The sequence below is a fragment of the uncultured Mailhella sp. genome (assembly GCF_947631555.1).
GTDB lineage: Bacteria > Desulfobacterota > Desulfovibrionia > Desulfovibrionales > Desulfovibrionaceae > Mailhella.
This window is the reverse complement of the sequence record NZ_CANRLT010000130.1, coordinates 1-3,869: the sequence shown is the minus strand read 5'-3', so window position 1 is coordinate 3,869 and position 3,869 is coordinate 1. Positions and strand designations below refer to the sequence as shown.

The 3,869-nt window shown below is 52.5% G+C and carries 4 protein-coding genes; all 4 read right to left on the bottom strand.

Going from position 1 to position 3,869, the window contains the following annotated elements; all coding sequences use genetic code 11:
• Positions 1–881: NAD(P)-dependent oxidoreductase (locus Q0Z94_RS11320; RefSeq protein ID WP_298069791.1), on the bottom strand; the 881-nt coding region annotated here is incomplete at its 3' end.
• Positions 882–1,103: 222 nt separating this feature from the next.
• Entirely contained in the window at positions 1,104–2,093 is a 990-nt protein-coding gene (locus tag Q0Z94_RS11315; RefSeq protein WP_298069789.1) for an NAD(P)-dependent oxidoreductase, read from the bottom strand.
• A complete protein-coding gene (gene rfbC / locus Q0Z94_RS11310) occupies positions 2,090–2,653 on the bottom strand; it encodes a dTDP-4-dehydrorhamnose 3,5-epimerase (RefSeq protein WP_298069787.1) in 564 nt (187 codons plus the stop codon). The genes Q0Z94_RS11315 and rfbC overlap by 4 nt, the downstream gene beginning before the upstream one ends.
• A 12-nt stretch (positions 2,654–2,665) precedes the next feature.
• Positions 2,666–3,724, bottom strand: coding sequence for an NAD(P)-dependent oxidoreductase (locus tag Q0Z94_RS11305; protein WP_298069786.1), 1,059 nt, complete (start codon positions 3,722–3,724; stop codon positions 2,666–2,668).
• Positions 3,725–3,869: the final 145 nt, after the last annotated feature.

Below are 3,869 nucleotides of genomic sequence, written 5' to 3'. Positions count from 1 at the left end.
AGCCATTCGGCAGTGCGCCGTATGCTCGTTTCAAAATCCGCCGTACATTCAAAGCCTGTGTCGCGATAGAGGGCGTCCAGATCGAGCAGCGAATAATCAAGCGAAGGTGAATCCGGATATTCGCCGAAAACCAGTTCAAGCTCCGGCGCCAGAACGTCGCGCATCTGTTCGATCCAGCGTTTGAACGACTGTAGTTCTCTGTGACCTACATAGTAATCCCGGAAGTTCCTGCCCTTTGCTCCTATGGCCATGAGTGCACCTGCGACATCGCCTATGTATATCAGGTCGTAGAGGTTTCTGCCTTCAATCAATGCGGGCCGTTTTCCTGAAGCCAGATGCGACATGACAACATTCGGCAGCGTTGCGGCAGTGTTTCCCTCGCCATAGGGCATGGCGATGAGCGCGGTGCAGAAGGGCATTCCAGTGTTGTGGGCAATGGTCTTGCCCATCAGTTCAGCCGCGAGTTTTCCCGCCGAATAGATGCAGGTATACCGCGGCTTGAAGCTCTCACTGCCGATAAAGCTCCGCAACTCCACCGTATTCACCGTGCTGGCCAGAACGAATTTTCGGGCGCCGAGTGCCGCGGCATGAGCCGCCGCATCACAGGCAAGCGCCGCGTTCCTGAGCTGCAGGGCGTAGTTTTTGAGGGCCGTTCCTCCAAAGCCTCCTTCAAAGGCGCAATGAAAAAAGACGTCCACTCCCTGCGGGATTCCGGCATGCCCCGGCGCGTCCACGAGTGCGGTGACACCCTCTCTCCGGGCCAGAGTCGCCAGCTTTTCGGGATTCCTGCCCACGGCATATACGGTCACTCCTGCTCTGGCGAGCTGCGCCGTGAGCGCGCTACCGATAAATCCGGTGGCACCAGTCACAACGGCTTTCATGCAGCTGCCTCCGTATGGCGGAGGGGGACGCAACGCCCGCAGCAGTCTGCAAGCGTACTTATGAGACGGCCACGCCAAACTTCACCACTGAATAGAAATGCTTTCGGTGTTCTTTTTTCTGTATCCTCCTTTGCAGTACTAATACTAGATTGCCTGAAAACTTTAAAAAAGACTGATACGGAATCTGTTAAGAGGTCGTAAAGGTTATTTAAATACGGTGTTCTACATTCTCTCTCTCTCTCTCTCTCTCTCTCTCTCTTGGTCTCTAAGTGTTTGCATGGATTCCATTCCTGTGTTTGCAGTTTTGACGCTTGTTTCCTTGAGCCATTCGGCAGTTTCGGTTATGGATTTTTCAAAGTTATATTCGGCCTTGCAACCGGTATCCTTGTAAAGTTCTGTTGTTGAAATGTAACTGTAGTCAGTCAAAAATGAGTCAGGCAGGACACCAAAGTCGAGTTTCATTTCCGGTGCGACCACGTCTCTTGCTTTTTCAATAATCGTTCGCAGAGGCCACAGATCTGTATGGCCTATGTAATAGGTCTTCATGTTGACGCCGCGTTCGCCCATAGCCTCGATAAGGCGCACGGCATCCTTGATGTACAGCCAGTCGTTAAGCCCTTCCCCTTTGACCAGTTTTGGGGGCTGTCCCTTGAGAAACTGACTCAGAATGCTGTTGGTAGATCTTTTTGAAGTGTCGCCTGGCCCCATGATATTGGCGAAAAGACCGCAGTTGAAGGCTATTCCATGCTGACCGGCCAGCACTTTGCACATCACTTCGGCCGCAAGTTTTGCCGTGGCGTAAATGCATGCAGGGCGCGGATGACAGATGTTTTTATCAAGGTGCTCCAGCACTTCAACTTCGGCGACGGTGCCAGCCAGCACAAATTTTTTGCAGCCCATCATGGCCGCCTGCAGGAGTGCGCTGCAGGCGGCTTCTGCATTGGCAAGCTGAATGGACGGCTCAGACGTCTTCATTCCAGACGGACCGTCCCAGGCAAAATGATAAAAGATATCTGCGTGAGAAATTTTTTTTGCAAGTAACGGGTACTGTGAAAAATCGGCTTCTACCGGAAGAAGTCCGTTTGTGCAAAGCGCCTTCATCTTGGATACATCTCTGGACACTCCGTATACTTTATATCCGCGCTCCAGAAGATATTGAGAAAATGCCTTTCCAATAAATCCGGTGGCACCAGTCACAACGGCGGTCTTCATGAATTGCCCTCCATGTTCAGGTTGACGTCGCTTTCACTGAGCCACGGGGCCTTGCTGTCGGACGCCGAGAGTATGGGGTTTTCAACGTCCCAGCCGAGCGCCAGCTCCGGATCGTTCCAGCGGATGGCACGCACAAGCGATCTGTCGTAGTAGTCATCGAACTTGTAGAGCACCACCGTGCCCGGCACTCTGGTCACATAGGCGTGACCATAGCCGCTGGGCAGGTAGAGCTGCTTCCGGTTTTCCTCGGAGAGTGTCAGGCTTGTCCATGTTTTATAGGTCGGAGAATCGCGCCGCAAATCCACCACAAAGTCCAGCACTTCGCCGTGCAGAACGCGGACGAGCTTCACCTGGGGATGGGGATTGTTCTGAAAATGGATGCCGCGCACCGTCTTCGCCTCTTTGTTGAAACAGACGTAATCTACCACAAACCGGGTCTGGATGCCGTACTCCTGCAGAGTACGGTCGTTATACGCCTCCGCGCTGTAACCGCGGTTGTCTTCAAAATACGTAGGTTCAATGAGCTTCACACCTGGGAGAACCAGTTCTGTTACGTTCATCCTGCAAACTCCTTACGGTATCAGCATGGGGTTGAAATCGGTAAGGAAGGCAGGAAAGATGTCTTCCAGAAATTTTTGAAGAAAGATAAAGGGCTTACGTCTCTCTCTCTCTCTCTCTCTCTCTCTCTCTCTCTCTCTCTCTCTCTCTCTCTCGGCAGAAATACTTGCAGTTCTCATAGGCAATATCTCCTCTGTCCACCTTGTTACAGTCATGGAAAGGATGTTTCCAATAAGAGCGTCCAGCTTTGCTGAATCAAAGACGGTATCACCGGATTCAATCTTGCGGGCCTGTTCAGGCCAGGGCTGATGTAGGATCTTTGCCGAAGTTCTTTCGGCAATTATTTCTGCGAGACGGCCTATGGAGCACTCTTCGCCGCCTACGTTGTAGACATCATTGATACAGGTGTCGTTCAAACCCGCCAGCCAGAGACTGCGGCAGAGATCTTCAATATAGGTAAAGGTTCTGCGCTGTTTTCCGCGGCCATAGATACTTATGGAGCCTTTATCCCTTGCCTGTTTCATGAAGAAATCGAGCGTGCCATAGGACGATACGGGATGGATGAGCGTTCCGTAGGGTACGCCGATGCGAAGTATGCAGTATTTTATATGGAACAGGCGGCTGTACATTTCAAGATACTGCTCACAGGCATATTTCTGTAGGGCGTAGGGCGTCAGAAACGTCTTTGCAGCACTTTCCCGGAGCGGCCTTTTACTGCCGCGGTAGACCAGCCTTGTGGAGGGGAAAATGATTTTTGCCGAAGATCCTGTCTTTCTGTACGCATTCAGCAGGTTCAGCAGATACTTTTCATTGACGTCGGTAAAAAGCCCAGCCTCGTCAAAGCCGTTCAGAGTCCCGGTCTTGCCAATAAAGAAGTAGATGAGTTCACAGCCGGCGATGGCCTCTTCCAGATCGGACGGGCGCGAGGGGTTTATCTGCCGGTATCCCACGGCCTTGTCCGCATGTTCCGGCTGATAGTCGCAGAGAACGGTTTCGGCAAAGTGCGAACGCGCGTTCAGCGCAATCATGTTTCTGGCGATATAGCTGTTGGCTCCAAGGATGACGGCTTTCACAGGCGTTCTCCCCGGCGTTTCAGGGCGTCCACGGCTTGCGCCTGGCCGAGGATGTCCGCATACCGCGCTTCTCTTGCCGCAGCGTCGTTCACGCAGCGTTCAAAGACGCTGAGGGAATTGCAGAACTGGTCGTCCGGCTCAATGT